The 16,060-nt window shown below is 62.8% G+C and carries 20 protein-coding genes and 3 tRNA genes; 11 read left to right on the top strand and 12 right to left on the bottom strand.

Annotation, left to right across the window (positions count from 1 at the left end):
• Window positions 1-3: 3 nt before the first annotated feature.
• From QMG84_RS09855 to QMG84_RS09875, 5 genes are all read right to left on the bottom strand, one after another.
• Entirely contained in the window at window positions 4-249 is a 246-nt protein-coding gene (locus QMG84_RS09855) for a hypothetical protein (RefSeq protein ID WP_281927587.1), read from the bottom strand.
• A 33-nt stretch (window positions 250-282) separates the two neighbouring features.
• Window positions 283-534, bottom strand: a complete 252-nt coding sequence (locus QMG84_RS09860; RefSeq protein WP_202071702.1) for a hypothetical protein — start codon at window positions 532-534, stop codon at window positions 283-285.
• A 293-nt stretch (window positions 535-827) separates the two neighbouring features.
• On the bottom strand, window positions 828-1,040 hold the full coding sequence (locus tag QMG84_RS09865; protein WP_281927590.1) for a cold-shock protein: 213 nt from the start codon (window positions 1,038-1,040) through the stop codon (window positions 828-830).
• 641 nt (window positions 1,041-1,681) lie between these two features.
• Window positions 1,682-2,491, bottom strand: coding sequence for an SDR family oxidoreductase (locus QMG84_RS09870; protein ID WP_281927591.1), 810 nt, complete (start codon window positions 2,489-2,491; stop codon window positions 1,682-1,684).
• Between the two features lie 365 nt (window positions 2,492-2,856).
• Window positions 2,857-3,720, bottom strand: coding sequence for a methyltransferase domain-containing protein (locus QMG84_RS09875; protein WP_281927594.1), 864 nt, complete (start codon window positions 3,718-3,720; stop codon window positions 2,857-2,859).
• 235 nt (window positions 3,721-3,955) lie between these two features.
• Between QMG84_RS09875 and QMG84_RS09880 the strand changes: the two genes are divergently transcribed.
• From QMG84_RS09880 to QMG84_RS09895, 4 genes are all read left to right on the top strand, one after another.
• Window positions 3,956-4,477 (top strand): L,D-transpeptidase, encoded by a 522-nt coding sequence (locus QMG84_RS09880; RefSeq protein ID WP_281927596.1) that lies wholly within the window; start codon window positions 3,956-3,958, stop codon window positions 4,475-4,477.
• A 340-nt stretch (window positions 4,478-4,817) separates the two neighbouring features.
• The gene (locus tag QMG84_RS09885; protein ID WP_202071709.1) at window positions 4,818-5,321 is read left to right on the top strand and encodes a type III secretion system chaperone family protein; all 504 of its coding nucleotides are present in this window, start codon (window positions 4,818-4,820) and stop codon (window positions 5,319-5,321) included.
• Window positions 5,318-6,145 carry a pyrroline-5-carboxylate reductase gene (proC, locus tag QMG84_RS09890; RefSeq protein ID WP_281927598.1) on the top strand — a complete coding sequence of 276 codons (828 nt, stop codon included), beginning with the start codon at window positions 5,318-5,320 and terminating at the stop codon, window positions 6,143-6,145. The genes QMG84_RS09885 and proC overlap by 4 nt, the downstream gene beginning before the upstream one ends.
• Before the next feature lie 72 nt (window positions 6,146-6,217).
• Window positions 6,218-6,886: a helix-turn-helix domain-containing protein gene (locus tag QMG84_RS09895; RefSeq protein ID WP_281927600.1), complete on the top strand. Its 669-nt coding sequence runs from the start codon at window positions 6,218-6,220 to the stop codon at window positions 6,884-6,886.
• Here the strand turns inward: QMG84_RS09895 and QMG84_RS09900 are convergent.
• From QMG84_RS09900 to QMG84_RS09910, 3 genes are read right to left on the bottom strand one after another with little or no spacing between them, the layout of a single operon-like run.
• Window positions 6,883-8,253, bottom strand: a complete 1,371-nt coding sequence (locus tag QMG84_RS09900) for an ATP-binding protein (RefSeq protein WP_281927602.1) — start codon at window positions 8,251-8,253, stop codon at window positions 6,883-6,885. The two genes, QMG84_RS09895 and QMG84_RS09900, sit on opposite strands and share 4 nt — an antisense overlap.
• Window positions 8,254-8,262: 9 nt before the next feature.
• Window positions 8,263-9,039: a response regulator gene (locus QMG84_RS09905; protein WP_281927604.1), complete on the bottom strand. Its 777-nt coding sequence runs from the start codon at window positions 9,037-9,039 to the stop codon at window positions 8,263-8,265.
• Window positions 9,040-9,045: 6 nt separating this feature from the next.
• Entirely contained in the window at window positions 9,046-9,609 is a 564-nt protein-coding gene (locus QMG84_RS09910) for a MarR family winged helix-turn-helix transcriptional regulator (protein ID WP_434085939.1), read from the bottom strand.
• A 202-nt stretch (window positions 9,610-9,811) separates the two neighbouring features.
• Between QMG84_RS09910 and QMG84_RS09915 the strand changes: the two genes are divergently transcribed.
• Window positions 9,812-10,687, top strand: coding sequence for a branched-chain amino acid aminotransferase (locus tag QMG84_RS09915; protein WP_281927606.1), 876 nt, complete (start codon window positions 9,812-9,814; stop codon window positions 10,685-10,687).
• A 102-nt stretch (window positions 10,688-10,789) separates the two neighbouring features.
• Here the strand turns inward: QMG84_RS09915 and QMG84_RS09920 are convergent, their stop codons facing one another.
• The 4 genes from QMG84_RS09920 to QMG84_RS09935 all read right to left on the bottom strand — a co-directional run bounded on the left by QMG84_RS09920 (window position 10,790) and on the right by QMG84_RS09935 (window position 13,656).
• Complete coding sequence (locus tag QMG84_RS09920) at window positions 10,790-11,269, bottom strand: hypothetical protein (RefSeq protein ID WP_281927607.1); 480 nt, start codon at window positions 11,267-11,269, stop codon at window positions 10,790-10,792.
• A gap of 47 nt (window positions 11,270-11,316) precedes the next feature.
• A complete protein-coding gene (locus QMG84_RS09925; protein ID WP_281927608.1) occupies window positions 11,317-11,913 on the bottom strand; it encodes a hypothetical protein in 597 nt (198 codons plus the stop codon).
• Between the two features lie 148 nt (window positions 11,914-12,061).
• Entirely contained in the window at window positions 12,062-13,519 is a 1,458-nt protein-coding gene (locus QMG84_RS09930; RefSeq protein ID WP_413661869.1) for an aspartate aminotransferase family protein, read from the bottom strand.
• Complete coding sequence (locus QMG84_RS09935) at window positions 13,516-13,656, bottom strand: hypothetical protein (RefSeq protein ID WP_281927609.1); 141 nt, start codon at window positions 13,654-13,656, stop codon at window positions 13,516-13,518. The genes QMG84_RS09930 and QMG84_RS09935 overlap by 4 nt, the downstream gene beginning before the upstream one ends.
• A gap of 299 nt (window positions 13,657-13,955) precedes the next feature.
• Here QMG84_RS09935 and QMG84_RS09940 point away from each other — a divergent pair, with 299 nt between their 5' ends.
• From QMG84_RS09940 to QMG84_RS09965, 6 genes are all read left to right on the top strand, one after another.
• A complete protein-coding gene (locus tag QMG84_RS09940) occupies window positions 13,956-14,534 on the top strand; it encodes a cold-shock protein (RefSeq protein ID WP_202071720.1) in 579 nt (192 codons plus the stop codon).
• A gap of 59 nt (window positions 14,535-14,593) precedes the next feature.
• Window positions 14,594-15,082 (top strand): DUF192 domain-containing protein, encoded by a 489-nt coding sequence (locus QMG84_RS09945; protein WP_281927611.1) that lies wholly within the window; start codon window positions 14,594-14,596, stop codon window positions 15,080-15,082.
• A gap of 79 nt (window positions 15,083-15,161) precedes the next feature.
• Window positions 15,162-15,238 (top strand) — tRNA-Pro (locus QMG84_RS09950).
• Between the two features lie 212 nt (window positions 15,239-15,450).
• Window positions 15,451-15,762 carry an ETC complex I subunit gene (locus QMG84_RS09955; RefSeq protein WP_202071722.1) on the top strand — a complete coding sequence of 104 codons (312 nt, stop codon included), beginning with the start codon at window positions 15,451-15,453 and terminating at the stop codon, window positions 15,760-15,762.
• 13 nt (window positions 15,763-15,775) lie between these two features.
• Window positions 15,776-15,852: transfer RNA gene (locus tag QMG84_RS09960), tRNA-Arg, on the top strand.
• A 98-nt stretch (window positions 15,853-15,950) separates the two neighbouring features.
• A tRNA-Arg gene (locus QMG84_RS09965) sits at window positions 15,951-16,027 on the top strand.
• Window positions 16,028-16,060 lie beyond the last annotated feature (33 nt).

Below are 16,060 nucleotides of genomic sequence, written 5' to 3' on the forward strand. Positions count from 1 at the left end.
CGCTCAGCCGCGGCGGGGCAACGGAAACGCCCCGTCGTCGTAAAGCGGTCGGATCTGCCGCCCGAAATAATGTACCTCATTCACTTCGAGCGAGCAGCCGCTGAGGGTCTGAGGCGAGAGTTCCTCGACGGCGAAACGGATCGCCTCCGCCGCTACCGTGAATTTCCGGTAGACCAAGGATTTCTGCTTTCGCTGCGTGTTCTTCGCGTAATAGAGCGAGGCTTCCGACGCATAATCCGCTGCATCCATTTCCGCCTCCAAAGCAGTTGCTCTACGATAAGCTTAAGGCATGTCCCGCTGAAGAGACGCTTCGACAACGACGCGCTCCTGGCCATCCCTTTCGGACCGGACGCGATACTGCAGTCCCTGTCCGCCATCCGGAAGATGGCGCGTCACGCGGAACAGGCTACGCTCCGACGACGCGCCGATCCGGTGGGAGACGAGCGTCCCTACATCGAACTTGTGGGTCGCAGTGGCCGTTGCTTTAGCGCTTCGAAAGCGTTCGCGCGCGCCGATGCCGATATAGTCGCTCATGTTCGCGCTCTCGGTCGTTTGAGGTTATTTCTTCTTGCTGAGGTCACGGGATTTCAACTTATCGACCGTGGCCCATGGCGAGTCGCTCGCTGGGAGAGGCGCGCTAACGGATTTGTCTTTTTTCGGCTTTTTCGCTTCGCGATTGCCGCGGCGTTGCTCTTTGGACATGGCCGTTACGCCTTGGTGTTGAGAGCGATTTTACTGGGAGAGCGGCGAACACAGTCGCCGCTCTCCGAACCCCTCACCAATGGACCGCCGGTACATCCGCGGTCGGCCTAAAGGCGTGAGATAGCTCAGCTCTGGAGTTGAAGCTGGTCAGCGGAAAACTTGCCGCTGCGCTTGTCGACGAAAAGCTCGTAGCCGACCTTCTGCCCCTCGACGAGCGAGGGGAGGCCGGCGCGCTCGTTCGCGGTGACGTGAACGAACACGTCGGGACCGCCGGCGTCAGGCTGGATAAAGCCGAACCCCTTGTTCGCATTGAACCACTTGACGACGCCAACTTGCATGAGATGTCCTTTCCAGGAGCAGTTGCGCGGGGCGAAGGTTCGCCGCCGCAGTTAATCAAAGTTCTGGAGAGGAGGTCACAAGCCGACTTGCCAGGGGCAAGAGAGAAAGTACGAACGTCCGGCCGAAACCCGATGGTATCAACATAATCCTATCTTCTGGAATTACAATTGTTGTCTTTGAGAAATATTTTCACGACGTAATATCTTCGTTCAAAATTTCCTTTTCGGCGCCTGTTCAGCTAAGCTTCAGCGCTGCGCCCCGGGAAGATTTTCGCTGCGATCATGCCAGCCGCCATTCTTGCGCGGAATTGCGCGCCTGATACGAGATCCGCTTGATTGGTTCGGTGTTGATCATGCCGCTCGCAAAACGAGCGATCGGAATTACCGCCGTCATTGCGAGGAGGCGGAGCCGACGAAGCAATCCAGGGCCGCATCGCCGCCCTGGATTGCTTCGCTTCGCTCGCAATGACGGGCCTGAGCAAAACCGGCTCTGGGTTCCCGGTCGGGCTTTCAGCCTTTCAAACGAAAATGGTATCACGTTGCGAAGTTAGAGGTTCTCGCGCACATGCCTGTTTTGATGTTCTGGCGCCCTTTCACTCCCTAAAGCCGGAAGCAATCGCCCGCCGCGCTGACGGTCAGGATTACTCGAGCACGCGATCCATGATCGCCTCGAACGCCGTTTGTGGCAGGAGCCTTTTCGCGAGCAACACGGCGCGCTGGTAGGCGGGACCAATGAAGTAATATCCCTTGGGATTACGGCTCTCTAATATCTCCTGGACCAGCGCGGCGACGGGCTCGGGCGTTGTCATGTTCTTCATGAACTTATCTGCGTTTTTCATGAAGCGGCTGAACCGCTCGGCATAGGCGCCGTCTTGCATCGAGTCCGAAACGACGATGTTTTCGGACATTCCCGTCCGGAAAAAACCCGGCGAAATATTCGTGACCCGTACGCCGAATGGCGCAAGTTCGCGTCGTAGACTTTCGGTCACGCCTTGCACGGCATATTTCGACGCGGCGTAATGACCGCCAAACTGCGTGCCGATCGAGCCGGCGAAGGAGCCTATATTGATAATAGAGCCCTTCCGCGCCCGCAGGGCGGGCAGCGCCGCCCGACACACTCTCAGTGTGCCGAAATAATTGATCTCCATGATCTCGCGACCTTCGGCCATCGGAACGTCCTCGACCGAACCGCGTAAATTGACAGCCGCATTATTGACGATGGCGTCGATGCGACCGCATGTGGCCAATATATGCGCGACGCCTTTCTCGACCGCCTCGTCATCCGCGATGTCCATTCGCAACACGTCATAACGCTCAGCGGCGGGCGCAGAGCGCGACGCCCCGAACACGCGCCAGCCCGCGCCGGCGAGACGCTCGGCGCAACATTTTCCGATCCCGGAGGAAGCGCCTGTAACCAATACGACTCTGGAGTCTTGGGTCGTGGAAGTCATAGAGAAGAAATCTTTCCGTAGTAGCGTTCATTCCGAACGACAAGATGAAGTCGGATAAAACGGATAAGCGAGTATTCTTACCGCGAGCGGTGCAGTAATGGAGCTTTGTGTCGAGATCGCGGCTATGTCTGATCGCGATGTCGGTTTCACCGCATGGAATGCAGTGGCTTGATATATTGTGCTGCCATCACAATATCATAATGTTTCATGGAATTCTGGAGCAAAATTCCTTAGACGTGAGATAAAGGTCCAAAACGAGGAGCAGTTTGTCGCAGCTCTTAAAAATATTCTTTCCTCGGAAAAGACGAAGATGATTGTCGCGGGACTCATTTCCCAAGCGAAGGCTGCTTAACCGCGCGCGGCGCTCACTCGCGCCGCCCCGCCTTCATCGCATCCTCCAGGCGCATGGTCGCCGAGCCCGGTTTGGCCGGCTTCTGCTGGCTCTCATGCGGCGCCCAGCCGGAAATCCACACGATCTCGAAGCTCGCGCGCACCCGTCCGTCCGGGTCCGAGAAGCGCTCGGCGTAAATCTGCGCGGCGCGCGCCAGCACGTCGCGGCGCAGCGGGCGCGCGGCGCGCTTGACGAGCACATTGGCCGCGCCCATGGCGCGCAGATCCGCCATTAGCCCCAAGACCGAGTCGTAGCGCAGCGTGAAGCTGTCGATGTCGGAGACGGGCAGGGCGAAGCCGGCGCGCTGCAGCAGCCCGCCCATGTCGCGCACGTCGACGAAGGGCGAGACGCGCGGGCTCGCGCCGCCGGTGATCTCCTCCTCGGCCTGGGCCAGCGCCACGCGCAGCTCCACGAGGCTCGCCCCGCCGGGCAGGCAGGCCAGGAACAGCCCATCCGGCGCGAGGATGCGGCGCACCTGGGCGAACACGCCCGGCAAATCGTTCACCCATTGCAGGGCCATCCCCGAGACGACGAGATCGAAAGAGGCCGGCGCGAAAGGCAGGACCTCTTCATCTGCGATCACGGCGCCGCCTAGCCGGCTCGCCCGCAGCGGCGCGGCGCGGCCGCTGGCGACGATCGCTTGCGAAAAATGCTCGGCCGGCGCCCCCAAATCCAGTGAACGCGGGAAGGCGCGTTTAACGGTTAGAAGCCGGTCGAGAAGGTCGTCGGCCGCCCGCGCCAGCAGGAAATCGGGGGCGCCCTTGGCGAGCGCCCGTCGCAGCCGCGCATGCAGCAGCGCGCGATCAAAAATTTTTGGCGGAGAGCTCTGTTTTTCCATCGTGTTTTCCTAACGCCCCGCCGCCACGAAGGGGCAAGTGCGCGCCCACACGGATTTTGGCGCAGAGAGGGCTAAATAAAGGCGAAGACCGCTGTTGCATGAGCGCAACATGCAGAAAACCTTAAGGTTAAGCCCTAACCGCAAGAGGCGGAACGCTTAGACAAGGCCATAGCTGAAGCTAAAATGCAAAGCATCCGAATCTTCCGTGTCGAGCGGCCAGTCAAAGGTGAGTCCCATGCGTAGCTCGTCCCTCAAAGCCGTATTTTTCGGCGCCGCTGCGGCGCTCGGTTTCGCCATGCCGCAGGCCGCTTCGGCGCGCGACACCGTCGCCTTCGCGCCCGGCGTCGAGCCAGGCACGATCGTCATCAGCGCCAGCCAGCGCAGGCTGTTTTATGTGGTGAGCCCCGGCGTCGCCATCCGCTATCCGGTCGCCGTGCCCAAGCGCGGCAAGGAATGGGCGGGCTACGCCGCCGTCGACGGCAAATATTACGAGCCGGACTGGTCGCCGCCGGCGGTCGTTCGCGCCGACCATCCCGAGCTTCCCAATCTCATCCCCGGCGGCTCGCCCCGCAATCCGATGGGCGTGGCCGCGCTGACGCTCGACCGCGGCGAGGTCGCTATCCATGGCACGACGGCGAAAATGCGCGCCTCTGTCGGCACCGCGGCATCCTACGGCTGCATCCGCATGCTGAACGAGGATGTCGTCGATCTCTATTCCCGGGTCAGCGTCGGATCGCCGGTCATCATGCAGCCTTGATCCTATCCACAGGCCCAGCGCGCGGCAAAGTTGCAAAAACATTAGATAATTCAGGCGCGGAAAGTAACGGCCGGAGTTCTCCAAGGTTTTTTCTGGGGGCTCCGGCGTCTATCTGTGGAATAGGGCGTCGCGGCCATAGACGACGGAAGCCGAATCCCGCAGTCTGCGCACCAAGTTGACGCGCCAATGGCGATCGTCATGCGTTTGCGGATAGGTGGAGTATAGTGGCTCAGGCAGGTGATTCGTCTGGAGACGCCCCTGTTACTCGACGCTTCGTGATGCGTCACATTATGTTGCTGTTGGTCGCCGCGTCCTGCTGACACTCCGATGAAGGTTGGCTATGCTGATCGCTACAGAAAAAGAAATCGAACGCGCCGAACATCCAGTGGATGTCGTGGAGCAATTGGCCGCCACGAATGATTGGTCGTTCGATCGCGAAGACGATGACGAGATTTGTATTTCTGTCTCGGGCGCCTGGACCGAATATCACGTCGCCTTCACCTGGCTTCCGCATCTTGAAACGCTGCATGTGAGCTGCGCCTTCGACCTCAAGGCGCCGGAGCGGCGCCGCCGCGAAGTGATGGCGCTCGTCAACGCTATCAATGAGCAGATGTGGATCGGCCATTTCGATTTTTGGCCGCAAGAGAACGTCGCCATGCACCGCCATGGCCTGATCCTTTCCGGGGGCGCGCAGCCCTCCGCCCCGCAATGCGCGGCGCTGCTCGACAATGCGCTCTCATCCTGCGAGCGTTATTATCAGGCCTTCCAATTCGTCCTCTGGGCGGGAAAATCCGCCAAGGAAGCGCTGGAGGCCGCCAATTTCGAGACGAAGGGCGAGGCGTGAACCGAGCGCTCGAGGGCAAGACCGTCGCGCTAATCGGGGCGGGCAATATGGGGCTCGCCATGCTCGAGGGCTGGGCGGCCGAGGGGCTTGCCGGCGATCGGGTCGTGGTGGTCGATCCAAACCCTTCCGAGCGCCTGCAGGCGCTTTGCGCGGCGAAAGGCTATTTGCTCGGCGACGGCGCAGCGGTCGGCGGCGCGCGCGACGCGGTGATCCTCGCCATCAAGCCGCAAATGCTCGAGGCCGGGACGTCGGCGGCTGCGCCTTTCGTGGGGCCCCAGTCGGTCGTCGTTTCGATTCTCGCGGGCAAGCGCATCGCTGACATCGCCGCGCGCCTGCCCGCCGCCAAAGCCATCGTGCGGGCCATGCCCAATACGCCGGCCGCCATCGGGCGCGGCGTGACAGGCGCTTTTGCGAGCCCCGAGACGAGCGAGGCACAGCGCGCCCTTTCGCATGCGCTGCTCGCCGCCGCGGGCCAGGTCGAATGGGTCGAAAACGAGCCGCTGATCGACGCGGTGACGGCTGTCTCGGGCTCCGGCCCGGCCTATGTGTTCTATCTGGTGGAATGTCTGGCCGCCGCAGGCGTCGAGGCGGGCCTGCCGGCGGATCTCGCCGCCCGACTCGCCCGCGCCACCATAGAAGGCTCCGGCGAGCTCCTGCATCGGCAGGCGGATGTTGCCGCCGAGACCTTGCGGCAGCGCGTCACCTCGCCGGGCGGCACAACGGCCGCGGCGCTCTCGGTGCTGATGGCCGAGGAGGGCCTCGCGCCCTTGATGTCTCGCGCGGTCGCGGCGGCGAAAAAGCGCGCCGGCGAGCTGTCCGGCTGAGCAATCCCGCTTGCCACTCGGCGGCGGAGCAATAAATTACGCCGCAAGACAATAGACAATCGGAGAACGAAGATGAGCGTCCGAAACAGGGTGATCGACGCCGCTTTGAGGCTGGCGGCGCGCCGCGACTTCGGCGACGTCAGCCTCACCGATATCGCCCATGAGGCAGGCATTTCGCTCGCGGATCTGCGCGATCAGTTCCCCTCGAAGGGAGCGATCATCGGCGGCTTCAACCGGCGGATCGACCGCGACGTGCTGGAGGCCGTCTCGGCCCAGGATTCACACGATCCGGCGCGTGATCGGCTTTACGAGGTGCTGCGCAAGCGGCTGGAGGTGCTGGAGCCCCATCGCGACGCGCTCGCCAGCATCTTCCGCTGGTCGACGCGCGATCCGCTGACCGGCGCCGCGCTCAATCGCGAAACCCTCAATTCCATGCGCTTCATGCTGGAGGCGGCCGACATCGATTGCGACGGCCCGGTCGGCTCGTTGAAGCTGCAAGGTCTGGCGATGGCCTGGGGCAGGGTGCTCGACGCCTGGTTCCAGGACGGGTTCTCCTTCGCGCTGGAGACGCTCGATCGCGAGATCGCCCGCGGCGAGCGCTATGTCGAGCATGTCGAGGACTTCGCCCGCATCACGCGGCCCTTTGCAGATATGGCGAACCGGCTCTTCGAATTCGGCGGCGCAATGCGTCGCCGCCGCCACGGCCACGCCGAAGACGAATATCCGCACCATTCGGCCTAGATCGGCAGCGTTACCGTCGCCCGCAGCCCGCCCAGCGGACTGCGGTCGAGGGTGATGTCGCCGCCGTGTGAACGCGCAATGTCGCGCGCGATGGCGAGCCCCAGTCCCGAATTGCCGCTGTCCTGATTGCGCGATTCATCGAGCCTGTAGAAGGGGCGGAAGGCGTCTTCGCGCCGCTCGACCGGAATCCCCGGCCCGTCGTCGTCGATATGGACGATCATCGACTCGCCGTCATTTACAAGAGAAAACGCCAACGCCTTGCCGTAGCGCTGGGCGTTGCCGACGAGATTGGCGAGCAGGCGCTTGATCGCGGCCGGTCGCGCGATGACGATCGGATCGCCCTCGACGTGTAGCGTGGCGGCCTCGCCGCGCCGCTCTGTGTCCGCCTTCAGCTCTTCGAGAATGGCCTTGATATCCGTCGGCGTGGAGGTCTCGCCGCCGTCGCCGCGCGCAAAGGCGAGATAGGCCTCGACCATGCGCTCCATCTCATCGACGTCCTTGCGCATCTCGCTCGTTTCGTTCGCCTCGGTCATCAGGGCGAGGGAAAGCTTGAAACGCGTGATGATGGTGCGCAAATCGTGCGAGACGCCGTTTAGCATGGTGGTCCGCTGCTCGATCGCGCGTTCGACGCGGCGCTTCATCTCCACAAAGGCCGCCCCGGCCTGGCGAACCTCGCGCGCGCCGCGCGGGCTGAATTGCACGTCGCGACCTTTGCCAAACTCTTCCGCCGCATGCGCCAGCCGCAGGATCGGGCGGATCTGATTGCGCAGGAAAGAGGTGGCGATCGCGAGGATGATAACCGACGCAATCGCCATCCACATGAAGAAAATATAGGAGTTCGACGCATAGGCGTGGGTGCGGAAGACGAGCATCCGCAGGGTCGCGTCATTCATGGCGACACGGATTTCCAAGCGATCGCTGGAAAAGCCAGTGTTGATCCAATAGGGCTGCAGCAGCTTGCGTGACAATTCGATCGACAGCGCTTTGTCGAGCAGGGAGAAGATCGGCTTCTTGGTGAGCGGTTCGGGCAGCGGCTCCTTGGGAAGGAGAGAGAGCTCCATGTTCAGATCGAGCGCCGCGATGCGCCGAAGCTGACTATGGGCGGCGTCGTCCGGGAAGGTCTGATAGATGTCGACAATTGTCGCCACTTGCCGCGCCACTGCGCCGGAGAGGCGATAGGTCATGACCTCCCAATGCCGCTCCATATAGACATAGGCTACCGCCGACTGCAGCAGCACGACGGGGAGGATGACGATCAGCAGCGCGCGCGCGTAAAGGCCCTTCGGCATGCGCGCATGCAGCCAGTCGGCGAAACGGCGCCACGCCTGGCGCGGCGCGGAAAGAACATCGGCAATTACGAGCGACATTGGGCGCCTCTAACTCTGCATTTTCCGCGCGCGCGGCGCATCGACGACAAGCCGGTATCCCTGGCCGCGCACGGTTTGTAAATAACGCGGCGCGCCGGAATCGAGCTCGATCTTGCGGCGCAAGCGGGCGATCTCGACGTCGACCGACCGCTCCGCAGCTTTGGGCTCCGACTCGCGACTGGCGAGAGTCTGGCGCGAAACGATGGCGCCGGCATGTTCGACCAGAATCTGCAGCATGTCCCGTTCGCGGGTCGTGAGCCGCACCGCCTCGCCGGCCTGCGTGGCAAGCTCGGCGCGCGCAGGATCATAGGCGAAGGGGCCGAAGCGCACGAGGGGGTCGACGCTCTCGGGCCGGCGCGCGCGTCGCAAAATGCTGGCGATGCGCAGGGACAATTCGCGCGGATCGAAGGGCTTGGCGAGATAGTCGTCGACGCCCGCCTCGAGTCCCTCGACGCGATTGCGGGTCTCGTGCAGCGCCGTGAGCATGAGGATCGGAGCCGATCGCAATGGTTCAGGCCCTTCGCGCAGCCGCGCGGCGAATTGCGTCCCACTTTCGCCGGGCATCATGCAGTCGAGCACAATGAGATCGAAGGCGAAGTCTACCAGGAGCGCGCTCGCTTCGCGCGCGTCGGCGGCGGCGCTGACGAAATAGCCTTCGCGCATCAGATAGCGTGTCAGAAGCGCGCGGATTCGGCGATCGTCATCCACGACGAGAATATGCGCGCCCTTCGCGCCGGCGCTTGGATTTTGCGTGGAGGCCGCGTGCAGCGGCGGCGAGGCGCGCATGGGCGCTCACCGTCCCTCGCGGCCGAGGTCCGGCCGGCCCAGAAGCGCGCGCACCCTCTCGCGTTCGTCCTTGTCGATCATGGCGAAAAGGAACTCCGCCGCAGCCTCGCGCGCCGGGGAGGCCAACTCTTCCATGACGCGGCGGAAGCGCTCCGATTGCAGCGCCGCCAGCTCGCGGGCAAGCTGCGCGCCGGCCGGCGTGGGGTAAAGCAGCCGCTGCCGCCGGTCGACGGCGCCGGCGCGCGCCTCCACGAAACCCGCGTCCAGGAGCTGCTTTAGAACGCGATTGAGGCTCTGCTTGGTGATTTTCAAAATATCGAGCAGCGCGGCGATGGTGAGCCCGGGCCGCCGGCTGACGAAATGCAGGACGCGATGATGCGCCCGCCCGAACCCATAATTCTCCAACAGGCGGTCGGCGTCGCCGACAAAGTCGCGATAGGCGAAGAAGAAAAGCTCCACCAGATCGAGCGCCTCGGCGTCTTCTTCCAGACGGCGCGCCGGCCGGGCGCCGCCAGGCGGGACAAGGGCGTTGGCCGTTGGGGCGATCTTTCGCTCGAGAAGCTCGCTCAAGACGCGTTTCCTTGCCAGCCTAGCTGATGGGACCGCGAGCCTTCAGGCTCGCATCTCGGATCAGAGCGAGCCTGAAGGCTCGCGGTCCTCTCGAATTTACGTCAGCTATATTGACATATTTCTGGCCGATGGCTAGTGGTTCCGTCGCGCGCCCTTGCGGCCAGCCGGGCCTTTGTCAAGGCGCCATTTCCCGGAGCTTGCCATGATTGTTCCGCCCTTCGATCAGCGCGACGGATTCATTTGGTATAACGGCGCGCTCGTCCCATGGCGCGACGCGAAACTGCATGTTCTCTCGCACGGCCTCCATTACGGCTCTTGCGTTTTCGAGGGAGAACGCGCCTATGGCGGAAAAATCTTCAAGTCGGTCGAGCACTCCGAGCGCTTCAAGAATTCGGCGCAAATTCTCGACTTCGAGATTCCTTACAGCGTCGAAGCGCTGGTCGCGGCCAAAGACGCGACGCTGAAGGCGAATAATTTCACCGACTGTTATGTTCGCCCTGTCGCCTGGCGCGGCAGCGAGATGATGGCGGTCGCCGCGCAGAACTCGACCATCCATGTCGCCATTGCGATGTGGGATTGGCCGAGCATGTTCGACATCGCCACAAAGATGAAGGGCATCAAGCTCGACATCGCCGAATATTGCCGCCCGGACCCGCGCACGGCGCCGTCCTTGGCGAAGGCCGCCGGCCTCTACATGATCTGCACCATTTCGAAGCACCGGGCCGAGCGGCGCGGCTACGCCGATGCGCTGATGCTCGACTGGCAGGGCAGGGTGGCCGAATGCACCGGCGCCAATGTCTTCTTCGTGAAGGACGGCGCGCTGCATACGCCGATCGCCGACTGCTTTCTGGACGGCATTACGCGGCGCACGGTCATCGACCTCGCCAAGCGCCGCGGAATCGAGCTCATCGAGCGCCGCATCATGCCGGAAGAGATGGCGTCCTTCGACGAATGCTTCATCTGCGGCACGGGCGCGGAAGTCACCCCGGTCTCCGGGATCGGCGGAAAATACAGCTTCACGCCGGGCGCCGTCTCGCGGGCGATGGTCGAGGACTACAATAAAGAGATCCACGCCTGAGTATTCGGACCGCGCGCCTTCAGGCGCGCAATAAAAAAGCGAGCCTGAAGGCTCGCGGTCTTAAAAATGTCGCGGCGGCCTTTTGGGCCGCCGCTTTGCTTTTTAGTAAATCGTTTCGCAGTGGCAGCGCTTGCGCACCACCCGGTACTGCGTGACCGGCCGATAGGAGACCGTATTGTACGTGCGGTAAGTCGTCACCGGCACGTAATGCGTGCGGACATAAGGCCGATAGACCGTCCGCGGCACGACATAGGCGCGCTCATAGGTCCGGCCGTAGGAATAGCCGGCGTTCCGATAGACGTCGGCGGCGCTGTAGGCTGCGCGACGATAGGCGCCGCCGCCATAGCCGCCGGCCGGATATTGGTAGCCGCCCTGATAATAGCCCTGGTCGTAACCGACCGCGCCATCGTAACCGCCCTGGTAGCCGCCGTTGTAACCGCTATAGGCGTAGCTCGGCCCCGGCCCATAGGCGCCGCCGAAGAAGGGGGTCGCAAAGTCCTGTGCGACGGCGTTGCTCGCGGCGAGACCCCCCGCGGCTGCGCCGGCCAGAGCAAGCGACCGGACAATCGAAATAAAACGCATGTTACTCACCCCCTGATACGACGCGCCATTCGCGTCATTGAAACTCATTACTCCGCTGCATGGCGAGCAGCTTTTCGGGCGCCGCGCGGATTGTTGTCCGGCAGGTAAAAGATGTGCTGAGAAGGACGGTAAACCGAATAGGGCGCATAGCCCGTCGGACCGTAGGTCGGCTCGCTGTAGTCCCCCGGCGGGCGGATCGAATAGAGGCGGCTATAGCCGTCGTCGCCATAGAAGACGCCGCCGCCGCCGTAAAAGCCGCCATCGCGCCGGCGGTAGTCGTTGTAGTTGTAATTGAAGACGTTGGCCGAGGGGCCGGGAACGATCGCGACGCCATCGCCGCCATAACCGCCGCCGTAGCCGCCGCCGAAATAGCCGAAGGGCCCTCGCGTGAAGCCGCGCCAGTTGCCGCCGTTCCAGCCGGCCGCGCCGGTGTTGCCCTGGCCGGGCGCATAGGCGTTCGCGCCATAGCCCGGGAGAGGACCGGGTGCGCCACGATGGCCGCCAAAACCGCCGGCGCCGAAACCGCCATGTCCGGCGCCAGAGCCCCCGCCGCCGAAGCCGCCACCCTGGGCAAGCGGCGCGCCGGGGAGCAGCATGAGCGCTCCCGCAAGGGCGGCGGCCTGAAATCCTGAAATGAAACGCATGACAGGCGCCCTTTCGTGTCGGATCGGAGCGGTTGCGGGCTTTTGCGCCGCAACTGTCCGAAATTGGCGCGCCTCGGCGGCGCGCCTTCCACTCAGGGCAAATAGCGTTCCGGCCGCGAAGGTAAGCTCCCTGCGCGGCCGGCGAGGATCAGCGGCCGATGCCCGCCTTGATCGCGTGGCCGGCAAGCGTCTTGCCGAGCGACCAGACGGCGGAAGGCGCGTCATGGGCGTCCGCAATCACCGCGTCGAAGGCGCTTTCGATCCAGTCGCAATCGGCGTCGGTCAGCGTCAGCGGCGGCAGCAATTTGATCGTGTGGTTGCCGTGGCCGGCGACCTGCGTCAGCACCTTGTGGTCGCGGAACAGCGGGATGGAGATGAGCTGGCAGAAGAGGCCGGAATTGACGGTCTCGAGCAGGTTCCACGCCGCTTTCAGCTTGAGGGATTTCGGCGGGCCGAATTCGACGCCGATCATCAGTCCTTTGCCGCGCGCGTCGCAGACGAGCTCATAGCCTTCGGCCATCTTGCGGAACGATGCGAGCAGGCGCTCGCCTTTCGCCGCGGCGTTTTCGACAATGCGCTCGTTCTTGATCACATCGAGCGTCGCGACGCCCGCCGCCATGGCGAGGTCGTTCTTGCTGAAGGTCGAGCCATGCACGACGGCGCGGTCCATGCGATCGAAAACCTTGTCGAAGACCCATTTGCGCGTGAGCACGGCGCCGACCGGCACATGGCCGCCCGAAAGCGCCTTGGCGACGACGACCATGTCGGGCTCCACCCCCGCATAATGGTCGATCGCAAAGAATTTGCCGGTGCGGCCGATGCCGGTCTGTATTTCATCGGCGACGAACAGCGTTCCATATTTACGGCAAAGCGCCTGCACGCCCGCGAGATAATCGTCGGCGGGAATGTTGACGCCCTTGCCCTGGATCGGCTCGACGAAGAACGCCGCGACATCGCGTCCGGCCAGCGCCTGCTCCAGCGCGGCGAGATCGTCGAAGGGGATTTCCCGCGCATTCGGCAACAGTGGTCCGAAGCCCTTCTTGAATATCTCGTCGCCATTCATTGACAACGAGCCATAGGTCAGACCGTGGAAGGAATGCGCACAGTGGAGAATTCCAGGACGCCCCGTGGCGGCGCGCGCGAATTTGATCGCGGCTTCGATCGACTCCGCGCCCGAGTTGGCGAAGAAGACTTTCTCGAGATAAGGCGCGCGCTCGATGAGTTTCTCGGCGAGTATGCCGGCGAGCGTCGACACGTCGAGCTGGACGAGATTGGCAAATTCGCCGTCGATCACGCTGACGAGGGCGTCGCGCACGGCCGGATGATTGCGGCCGATTGCAAACACGCCCCAGCCGCTCAGGAGATCAATATAGCGGTCGCCTTTACGGTCCCACAGATAGGGACCGAGGCCGCGCGTGAAGCCGACGTCGTAGCCGATCGTCTTGAGCACCCGCACCCACATTTCATTGAGATATTTGGAGTGCAGCGAGAAGCGTTCGTCTTCGCGCGCGGCGACCATCGCCGCGAGATCATAAGGGGAGGCGTCGCGCGCGTGTGCGCCTTGCGCAGCAGAAACGCCCGAATGCGCAGTCGAAAGATCGGTCATGCGGCGGCTCCAAGATGGGTGAAGGGGGCGGGGATCGCCTTGTTCGACAAGTCCGCGCAGCTTTCGATTGCGCGCGACGGCGGATTTGTCAAATCCTCGTAAACGCGGCCGCCGGCGCGGGCGCGGCGGGGGCGCATGGCGTCGCCTCGAAGCTGCTGCGCTGCAGCGGCCGGCTAGGACATCTACAGCAAAGAAGAAAATCAAATCAAATCGAATTGCGCGCGCCCGGCATTGAGCGCTGGCAAAGATCAAACAATTGCCCTCTTCGCGTGTATCCACAAGGTTTTGCGCTCTCGGTCAAATTCTTTGGTTGGACGCCACGTCGTCAATGCTATCTTTACCTCAGTGATTCATTTGGCACGCAGCGATTCGAGATTTTTATAGCTCGCAGACTGCGCCGGTCGAATGCTCTGGATCAGCACGGGGAGTTGGTCGCTTGGGAGCGAAGGTGACTTTTGCAGACGAGTTGGGCGCTGCGCCCGCCGCCGAGGGCGAAGAGGCTCTCGATCTTATCGAAGTTGCCGGGCGCATCAAATGGTTCGACGTCGCCAAGGGCTATGGCTTCGTTGTGCCGGACGACGGTTCGCCCGATATTCTTTTACACGTGACCATTCTGCGCCGCAGCGGCCATCAGACCGCTTTCGAGGGCGCGCGCGTGGTCTGCGAGGCGCAAAGACGCACGAAGGGCTTACAGGTCTTCCGCGTGATTGCGATGGACGAAACCACGGCCGTGCATCCGGCTCAGTCCCCCGCCGCCCGCACACATGTCCAGATCAAGGCCACGAGCGGCTATGAAATCGCCATTGTGAAGTGGTTCAACCGCGTGAAGGGATTCGGCTTCCTCACGCGCGGCGAAGGCACGGAGGACATTTTCCTCCATATGGAGACGGTGCGACGCTTCGGCATGACCGAACTCAAGCCCGGCGACAGCGTGCTGGTGCGTTACGGCGACGGCCCGAAGGGGCTGATGGCCGCCGAGGTGCGCCCGCTCGAAGCCAAGAATCCCTCCCACTGAAAAGCGGCGCATCGGCCGATAACCCCTCAGCCGAGCGCCCTGTCGATCGGAGTGCGCATATGGCGCGTGGATCTGCCGTGGTGAGACGTTTTGCTGTCCTGCCCATCTTCCGAGCGTTGTTTCCCGTAATCATCCTCTGCCTGGCGATGGTGGGCGCAAGAGCGGAGGCCGCGCTGGAGCGGCTGGAAATTATCACCGAGAGCGGCGCGCATGAATTTCAGGTCGAACTCGCCGACAAGCCGAGCGAGCGCTCCAAGGGCCTGATGTATCGCAAATCCATGCCCCAGAATCAGGGCATGCTTTTCGACTTCCATGTCGAAGGGCCGGTCATGATGTGGATGAAGAACACTTATATTCCGCTGGACATGATCTTTGTGTCGCGGCAGGGGTTGGTGACGCGGGTCGCGGCGAATACCGTTCCCATGTCGGAAGAGGTCATCTCGTCGGACGGCCCCGCTTATGCCGTGATCGAGCTCAACGCCGGCGTCGCAGATAAGATCGGCCTGAAAAGAGGCGACCAGATTCGGCATCGGGCCTTCAAACGCTAACGGGCTTTCGACGCGCGCCCCCCGCCTTGTGGGGGAGGGCGCCGCGTGATAGCGAAGGGAAGGCTTTTCGTCGGATCGTCGGGGTATAGCGCAGCCTGGTAGCGCGGAAGTTTTGGGTACTTCAGGTCGCAGGTTCGAATCCTGCTGCCCCGACCAGCATTCAGCCGGGACCGAGAGCCTTCCGGCTCGCAGGATCAAAGCGCGAGCCGGAAGGCTCGCGGTCCTGGCCAAAAGGTCGCATAACTGAAAAGTTCGGGTTGCAAATTGTCTTCCGCCGATTACGAAGGAAGCGACGGCTTGCGCCTGAAACGCGGCAATTGAGACGAGGGCGGCGCCCGCCGCCGCTCCAAATGAAGCAAGAGGTTGAGATGACGGCTCGCATCTATCGCCAATCGCCGAGCGTGACGCAGTCGGGACCGGGCTCCGCCAAGCCCTGGCGTCTGGTTTTCGACCCCGAGCTGCCGCGCTCGATCGAGCCGCTCATGGGCTGGACCAGCTCCGCCGACATGAAGCAGCAAATTCGCCTGCGTTTCGAGACCAAGGAAGAAGCGATCGCTTACGCCGAGCGCGAGGGAATTCCCTATCGGGTAGAAGAGCCCAAGCCCGAGACCGCCTCGCGCCGCACCGTGACCTATTCGGATAATTTCAGAACCAATCGTATTGGTTTGTGGACGCATTGACCTCGAATTCCAAGGCCCCGTAGCTCAGCCGGATAGAGCAACTGCCTTCTAAGCAGTAGGTCGCAGGTTCGAATCCTGCCGGGGTCGCCAGATTCGACATATTTATGTAGCAGGTTGCCTGTCCAAGGGCGGCTTGATCTATTCAGAAAACCGTTTCGCCGCCGGCGGAGCGGCAAGCTTACACTGATGGCTCCGTAGCTCAGCCGGATAGAGCAACTGCCTTCGAAGCAGTGGGTCGCAGGTTCGAATCCTGCCGGGGTCGCCAATGTGGGCGCGACAAGGAAACGGGAACGGCGCA

The sequence above is a fragment of the Methylocystis iwaonis genome (assembly GCF_027925385.1).
Lineage (GTDB): Bacteria > Pseudomonadota > Alphaproteobacteria > Rhizobiales > Beijerinckiaceae > Methylocystis > Methylocystis iwaonis.

Bases quoted from the DNA above. Each gene is read 5' to 3' on its own strand.
- QMG84_RS09875 (WP_281927594.1), bottom strand. From the start codon at position 3,720: ATGGAAAAACAGAGCTCTCCGCCAAAAATTTTTGATCGCGCGCTGCTG.
- QMG84_RS09935 (WP_281927609.1), bottom strand. From the start codon at position 13,656: ATGCGCCCCCGCCGCGCCCGCGCCGGCGGCCGCGTTTACGAGGATTTG.
- QMG84_RS09855 (WP_281927587.1), bottom strand. From the start codon at position 249: ATGGATGCAGCGGATTATGCGTCGGAAGCCTCGCTCTATTACGCGAAG.
- QMG84_RS09895 (WP_281927600.1), top strand. From the start codon at position 6,218: ATGAGCGTCCGAAACAGGGTGATCGACGCCGCTTTGAGGCTGGCGGCG.
- QMG84_RS09945 (WP_281927611.1), top strand. From the start codon at position 14,594: ATGGCGCGTGGATCTGCCGTGGTGAGACGTTTTGCTGTCCTGCCCATC.
- QMG84_RS09900 (WP_281927602.1), bottom strand. From the start codon at position 8,253: ATGTCGCTCGTAATTGCCGATGTTCTTTCCGCGCCGCGCCAGGCGTGG.
- QMG84_RS09930 (WP_413661869.1), bottom strand. From the start codon at position 13,519: ATGACCGATCTTTCGACTGCGCATTCGGGCGTTTCTGCTGCGCAAGGC.
- QMG84_RS09885 (WP_202071709.1), top strand. From the start codon at position 4,818: ATGCTGATCGCTACAGAAAAAGAAATCGAACGCGCCGAACATCCAGTG.
- QMG84_RS09865 (WP_281927590.1), bottom strand. From the start codon at position 1,040: ATGCAAGTTGGCGTCGTCAAGTGGTTCAATGCGAACAAGGGGTTCGGC.
- QMG84_RS09870 (WP_281927591.1), bottom strand. From the start codon at position 2,491: ATGACTTCCACGACCCAAGACTCCAGAGTCGTATTGGTTACAGGCGCT.
- QMG84_RS09925 (WP_281927608.1), bottom strand. From the start codon at position 11,913: ATGCGTTTCATTTCAGGATTTCAGGCCGCCGCCCTTGCGGGAGCGCTC.
- QMG84_RS09915 (WP_281927606.1), top strand. From the start codon at position 9,812: ATGATTGTTCCGCCCTTCGATCAGCGCGACGGATTCATTTGGTATAAC.
- QMG84_RS09880 (WP_281927596.1), top strand. From the start codon at position 3,956: ATGCGTAGCTCGTCCCTCAAAGCCGTATTTTTCGGCGCCGCTGCGGCG.
- QMG84_RS09860 (WP_202071702.1), bottom strand. From the start codon at position 534: ATGAGCGACTATATCGGCATCGGCGCGCGCGAACGCTTTCGAAGCGCT.
- QMG84_RS09905 (WP_281927604.1), bottom strand. From the start codon at position 9,039: ATGCGCGCCTCGCCGCCGCTGCACGCGGCCTCCACGCAAAATCCAAGC.
- QMG84_RS09955 (WP_202071722.1), top strand. From the start codon at position 15,451: ATGACGGCTCGCATCTATCGCCAATCGCCGAGCGTGACGCAGTCGGGA.
- QMG84_RS09920 (WP_281927607.1), bottom strand. From the start codon at position 11,269: ATGCGTTTTATTTCGATTGTCCGGTCGCTTGCTCTGGCCGGCGCAGCC.